The sequence below is a fragment of the Priestia sp. 3CA3 genome, from assembly GCF_056836725.1.
Genome location: NZ_JBXENJ010000051.1, coordinates 1 through 336, shown reverse-complemented (window position 1 = coordinate 336; position 336 = coordinate 1). Strand labels below are relative to the sequence as shown.

The 336-nt window shown below is 38.7% G+C and carries 1 pseudogene; it reads left to right on the top strand.

Going from position 1 to position 336, the window contains the following annotated elements:
• Positions 1-259, top strand: a pseudogene (locus AC1VNJ_RS26940) (IS3 family transposase); the annotation flags it as partial.
• Positions 260-336: the final 77 nt, after the last annotated feature.

Sequence of the window (336 nt, the reverse complement as noted above, 5' to 3'; positions counted from 1 at the left end):
AGGTATACCTGTAAAAGAAGTATTATCACAGCTGAATATTCGTAATCATACCCAATTAAAAACGTGGATGACATGGTATAAAAATGGAGAAATGCATCGATTTGAACAGCCTGTAGGTAAGCAATATTCATATGGGAAAGGGCCTGAATTTAAGAGCAAGACGTCTAAGTTAGAGGCAGAGAACCGGCAGTTAAAGCAACAGATTGAGATCTTAAAAAAGTACAAGGAATTGGAAAGGAAGTGGTGCCGGAAATCGTAGTGAACACAGTGGAAGAGCTAAAAGGTCAGGTGCCTATTTATCAAATCTGTTTACATCTTAATATCCCTCGTTCCACG